The following is a 5,369-nucleotide window of genomic DNA, read 5'->3' as shown; positions in this document are numbered from 1 at the left end:
TAAGAGCATGGAAAAAATAGCTATTAATCCGATTCGACTAGAGTGGTGCTTAAATGCCGTGCAGATAGATATCAATCATCTATCTGCAGATCTTAAGATTTCTCAAAAAACATTGGAACAAGCTATGGAAAGCAAAGAGGTTTTTAGTGTTACTCAGCTAGAAAAAATAGCAAATTATTTTAAACGTAACATGTTGTTTTTCCTTGAATCTGAAGCACCAAAAGAGGAAGAAATATACTCTCTTCAATTTCGTACAATTAATAATAAAAAGCCAATTCACTCCCCAAAGTTGCGTGGCTTTATAGAACAAGTTGAAAAACAAAGACAAGTTTACTTAGGGTTATTAGATGATTTAGGAGAGGCAATAAATAAAGTTTGGTATCCTGATGATTTGAACTTAAATGAGGACATAAAAAGTATAAGTGAAAATATCAGAAGTTGGTTAGGGTTAGCAGTATCTGATGGTTTTAGTGATATGCGTGATGCTGTTGAACAAAAAGGCATCATGGTTATTGTGTCCAATGGATATAATGGTAAATGGCAAATAGATAAGAAGAATCCAGTCCGTGGTTTTTCTTTATATTATGACGTATTACCAATAATCGTTATCAAAAAACAAGCAAGTTTAGGAGCGCAAACCTTTACCTTAATGCATGAATTTGCTCACTTGTTATTGCATAGAGAAAGCGCAATTGATAATGATGAGGATTTTTATAATTATCAAGGTAAAGAAAAAGAAGCGAATGATTTTGCTGGTAACTTATTAATCCCTGATAGCTTTTTAAATCAAATAGATACCGAAACGTTATTAGGGCTACAAACTCAAGAGTATGATTCATTCTTAGAAGATTATAGGGAACTATGGAGTGTGAGTCATAGGGCGATATTGGTACGCTTATTAATTAATGAAGAAATATCTCAGTATCATTATCAAAATTATGTGGACTATAAAGAAGAACAATTAAGAAGAGAGGCAACTCAAGTTAGTTCCAAATCCATACCGAGGAAATACCGAGATAGAGAGCCCATGCATGTTTTTGGTAAGCCTTTCGTTTACGCAGTATTTGACTCTTTACATAATAAAAAAATCACTTTAGCTAAAGCAAGCACTTATTTAGATAATTTGAAAATTAGCGATGTAAGGAAATTAGAGCAACATGTATATATTTGATGCTTCATCTATGATTCATGCTTGGGATAATTACCCACCAGAGAATAAACATTTTTATTCTCTTTGGGAGTGGTTTTCTAACAAGATGCAAAGTAAAGAATTTGTTATCTCAAAAAAGGCTTTTGAAGAAGTTAGTCATAAAATACCTGAATGTGGAACATGGCTACAAGATAATAATATTAAAATCTATTATTTAACCTCTGAAAGTTTATTAATAGCTAGTGATATAAAGGAATTACTTGGTATTATCGAGGAAAAATATACGAAAGGCGTTGGTGAAAATGATTTATTCATTATTGCTATAGCGCAAGAATTGGGAACTACACTTGTTACTGAGGAAGGCAGGCAGAGTGTATTGCCTGAACTCAAATCAAACTATAAAATCCCAGCAGTTTGTAATATGGCATCAGTCGGAGTAGCGAATTGTAACTTCTTAAATTTACTAAAATAAAAAGGCTAACAACCAAACACCCTGGCCAAAATTGGCGAAGGTGAAGTTCACACCACCATCACCGAATATGGATCTAGAAAATTTTACATTCCCTTCCTTTGGAAACAGATACCCTGAGAAGTTAAATTCCCCTTTTCCTTTCCTATGCTTTGAAAAATCCACCTCCGTATCATCACATGTTTTCCAACATAAACGGGTTCTGTCGCATAAATCCCCCTTCCCGACGTTATCTGCTATCATAATTATCAATTTCAATAAAAGGTGGATCACATGCTCAGCTTCAAAGGCACTCACTTGGTTCTGTCGCATAAAGTTCACTTTCCCAGGTTATCGGTTCTGTCGCAATAATTACCAAAAGCTCAGACCTCTTAGTCTTGAGGCATAACTATCCTGCTAAGGCCATAAACTGCTTATAAGCAGGAATATTTTCCTCAGACAATTGCCCCTTTCGGATCATATGTGCCGTTTCAATTCCATCAATTGTTGCTTGGGAGGAGTGAAACGCTTTAAAGCCCATCATCGGTTTTGTTATTTTTTTGATAAAGCGGTGATCCTGTTCGATGATGTTATTCAAATATTTAACCTGTAATATGTCGATCATATTGGCAAACCCAGCGAGGATTAACAAGAGGTTAATATTGGCTAATCCTGCATAGTTATGCCTGAAGACTAGGAGATCTGTGCTTTTGATAATTATTGCGACAGAACCGTTTTCAGGGCATCTCCTATTCGCTGCGTAGGTGAACGAAATTACGGCGACAGGAGTCCCGGAATTTCGTGAGGCAGCATGGCGCGCCTGTACATTTACAATTTAGGGTTTTATAGTTGTCCATCTTCGTCCACCCTTTATAGCACCCCAAAGAGTCAGACGATTTTTCAACAGTATCCATTCATGGGAAAGCCACACTCCTCAATGATACTGCTGATTTCATTAGACTGAAAAATCACTTTCTACTATGACATTCATGGTTTTTTATAGTCCAGGGTTTCATGAAACCGTTGATGATTATAAAACTCAATATAGTCATCAACATCTTCTATTAACGCTCTAATTGAACCATATTCATTTAAATAAATACGCTCACATTTTGCACTTCGCCAAAACGTTCAATACAAATATTATCCGTTGCTCGTCCTTTTCCATCCATAGAAATAGTAATGCCTTTGTTTTTTAGTCGTTGGGTATGAATTTCACTGGTGTATTGACTGCCTTGATCCGTATTAAAAATTTCAGGTGTTCCGTAGTATAATCCCCCAGCAAATCCAGACAAGAAATCAAAGCAATCTTATTCCAAATTAGTTACTATTTGTAAAAAATTGGAGTATTAAAATGAGCAGAAAAAGAACGGTCTACAGTGCTGAATTTAAAAGCAAGTTGGTATTAGAAGTTTTAAAGAATGAAAAAACACTGCAAGAAATTGCCAGTGCAAATAACATCACACCTAAGAACCTACAAAACTGGAAAAAAATATTCTTAGACAATGCAGAAATAGCAATGGAGCCCTCCAAAGCCGTTAAAGATTACAAAGAGGATCTATTAGCAGCTCAAGAACAAAATGAGATGCTCACAAAAATCGTAGGAAAAATGACGGTTGAAAAGGAGTGGCTCGAAAAAAAGCTAAAAAGCTTGGACTCATCTGATAGAAAACAGTTGATTGAGCCCAAGCTTAACACTCTACCTCTAACACAGCAGTGTGCATTATTAGGATTAAATAGAAGCAATCTCTATTACAAAAAAAGAGAGAATAAAAAGAAAGAAGAGATCAAAACTCAGATTAATCACATTTTTAAAGACATCCCTATTTATGGTGCGGCTAAAGTACACCAGCAGTTGCTTGAAGGTGGTTTTAAAGTCAGTTTAAACACGGTGGCGAGTTATCGGCAGCAGATGGGCTTGAAAGCCGTATTAGCGGTAAAACAAGTCAATACAACGATCCCCATAAAAGAACATAAAAAATATACTTATAAGCTTAGAGATCTTGATATATCACACGCTAACCAAGTTTGGAGTACAGATATAACCTATATTAAAACCAAAGAAGGGATGGTTTATTTAGCGGCGATTATTGATTGGCACTCAAAAGCAGTGCTCGCCCATAAAATATCAAACACAATGGATTCTTTTTTAGTTATGGATGTATTAGATGAAGCGCTTTCTCTCTACGGAACACCTGAAATTTTTAATACGGATCAAGGCAGTCAATACACCAGTGAAATTCATACCCAACGACTAAAAAACAAAGGCATTACTATTTCTATGGATGGAAAAGGACGAGCAACGGATAATATTTGTATTGAACGGTTTTGGCGAAGTGCAAAATGTGAGCGTATTTATTTAAATGAATATGGTTCAATTAGAGCGTTAATAGAAGATGTTGATGACTATATTGAGTTTTATAATCATCAACGGTTTCATGAAACCCTGGACTATAAAAAACCAATGAATGTATATAGAGAAAGTATTTTAGCTAATGAACAGCAGAATGAAGCGGCTTAGGAATATGGAATAAGGATTGTTGAAAAATCTGTCTTGACTCTTTGGGGTGCTATAAAGAAGCCTTTAGGTGGTACAGGAAGTCAGCAGAACAAGGAAATGCTGGTGCACAATACTACTTAGGAAAGATGTATAGAAACGGGCAAGGTGGCGTTTGGGACGACAAAGAAGCCGTTAAGTGGTTCAGAAAGGCAGCAGAGCAAGGACATGCTGGTGCACAAACAACTTAGGAGAGATGTATGCCAAGGGAGAAGTGTCGTTGAGGACTACAAAGAAGCTTTAAGTGGTACATGATGGCAGCAGAGCAAGGACATGCTGGTGCACAAGACAACTTAGGAGAGATGTATGCCAGTGGGAGAAGGTGTCGTTCAGGACTACAAAGAAGCGTTAAGTGGTACAAGATGGCAGCAGAACAAGGATTTGCTAGGCACAAGTACTATTAGGAGGGATGTATGCGAGTGGGAAAGGTGTCGTTCAGGACTACAAAGAAGCAGGTAAGTGGTTCAGGAAGGCAGCAGAACAAGGACATGCTAGTGCACAATACAACGTAGGACTGATGTATGCCAAGGGAGAAGGTGTCGTTGAGGACTACAAAGAAGCCGTTAAGTGGCTCAGGAGGGGAGCAGAACAAGGACATGGTGAGGCACAATTCTTATTAGGGGGGATGTATTCCAGTGGGAAAGCTGTCGTTCAGGACGACAAAGAAGCAGCTAAGTGGTTCAGGAAGGCAGCAGAACAAGGACATGCTAGTGCACAATACTACTTAGGAGTTAACTATTTCCGTGGTGATGGTGTCGTTCAGGACTACAAAGAAGCCTTTAGGTGGTACAGGAAGTCAGCAGAACAAGGATTTTCTATGGCACAATACGGCTTAGGATTGATGTATGCGAGTGGGAAAGGTGTCGTTCAGGACTATGTTACGGCACATAAATATTTTAATATTGCGGCGTCTAGTGGGGTAAAAAAAGCGCATAAATATAGAGATCTTGTTACAAAGTTAATGACTGCCTCACAAATAGAAAAGGCACAGAATCTAGCAAGTGAATGGATGAAAACACACGCTGAAAATCAGTGAAATGGAGCCAAAGCGAAGTGATGATTTTTAGAGTTCTGTCGCAATAATTATCAAAAGCTCAGGCCTCCTAGTCTTCAGGCATAACTACCCCGATAAAGCCATAAACTGCTTATAAGCAGGAATATTTTCCTCAGACAATTGCCCCTTTCGGATCATATGTGCCGTTTCAATTCCATTG

At 37.5% G+C, this 5,369-nt stretch carries 7 protein-coding genes and 2 pseudogenes; 6 read left to right on the top strand and 3 right to left on the bottom strand.

The genetic code is table 11. The features are described from left to right. Together K6984_RS30145 and K6984_RS30140 are read left to right on the top strand one after the other, a co-directional pair. Positions 1 to 1,171: ImmA/IrrE family metallo-endopeptidase (locus K6984_RS30145; RefSeq protein WP_221898639.1), on the top strand; the 1,171-nt coding region annotated here is incomplete at its 5' end. After that, positions 1,158 to 1,622 (top strand): DUF4411 family protein, encoded by a 465-nt coding sequence (locus K6984_RS30140; RefSeq protein ID WP_221898638.1) that lies wholly within the window; start codon positions 1,158 to 1,160, stop codon positions 1,620 to 1,622. The genes K6984_RS30145 and K6984_RS30140, both read left to right, overlap by 14 nt. On the opposite strand, the gene K6984_RS30135 is transcribed toward K6984_RS30140, so the two are convergent. The 3 genes and pseudogenes from K6984_RS30135 to K6984_RS31940 all read right to left on the bottom strand — a co-directional run. Continuing rightward, positions 1,614 to 1,931 carry a hypothetical protein gene (locus tag K6984_RS30135; RefSeq protein WP_221898637.1) on the bottom strand — a complete coding sequence of 106 codons (318 nt, stop codon included), beginning with the start codon at positions 1,929 to 1,931 and terminating at the stop codon, positions 1,614 to 1,616. The two genes, K6984_RS30140 and K6984_RS30135, sit on opposite strands and share 9 nt — an antisense overlap. Positions 1,932 to 2,007: 76 nt before the next feature. Further along, positions 2,008 to 2,280: pseudogene (locus K6984_RS30130) on the bottom strand (DDE-type integrase/transposase/recombinase); the annotation flags it as partial. A 305-nt stretch (positions 2,281 to 2,585) separates the two neighbouring features. Beyond that, positions 2,586 to 2,866 (bottom strand): annotated as a pseudogene (locus K6984_RS31940) (transposase); the annotation flags it as partial. 86 nt (positions 2,867 to 2,952) lie between these two features. Here K6984_RS31940 and K6984_RS30115 point away from each other — a divergent pair. Genes K6984_RS30115 through K6984_RS36860 form a run of 4 tightly spaced genes read left to right on the top strand, consistent with a single transcriptional unit; the run spans position 2,953 to position 5,191 of the window. After that, the gene (locus K6984_RS30115; protein WP_087870166.1) at positions 2,953 to 4,119 is read left to right on the top strand and encodes an IS3 family transposase; all 1,167 of its coding nucleotides are present in this window, start codon (positions 2,953 to 2,955) and stop codon (positions 4,117 to 4,119) included. 41 nt (positions 4,120 to 4,160) lie between these two features. Continuing rightward, positions 4,161 to 4,346, top strand: a complete 186-nt coding sequence (locus K6984_RS36870) for a tetratricopeptide repeat protein (RefSeq protein WP_221898635.1) — start codon at positions 4,161 to 4,163, stop codon at positions 4,344 to 4,346. A 60-nt stretch (positions 4,347 to 4,406) separates the two neighbouring features. Beyond that, a complete protein-coding gene (locus K6984_RS36865; protein WP_420831746.1) occupies positions 4,407 to 4,559 on the top strand; it encodes a hypothetical protein in 153 nt (50 codons plus the stop codon). A gap of 5 nt (positions 4,560 to 4,564) precedes the next feature. Then, positions 4,565 to 5,191, top strand: a complete 627-nt coding sequence (locus tag K6984_RS36860; protein ID WP_221898633.1) for a tetratricopeptide repeat protein — start codon at positions 4,565 to 4,567, stop codon at positions 5,189 to 5,191. The last annotated feature ends 178 nt before the right edge of the window (positions 5,192 to 5,369 follow it).

This window comes from Bathymodiolus japonicus methanotrophic gill symbiont (assembly GCF_019721995.1).
Taxonomy (GTDB): domain Bacteria; phylum Pseudomonadota; class Gammaproteobacteria; order Methylococcales; family Methylomonadaceae; genus Methyloprofundus.
Note: the sequence above shows the minus strand (reverse complement) of the source record. Positions and strands in the feature narration are given on the sequence as shown.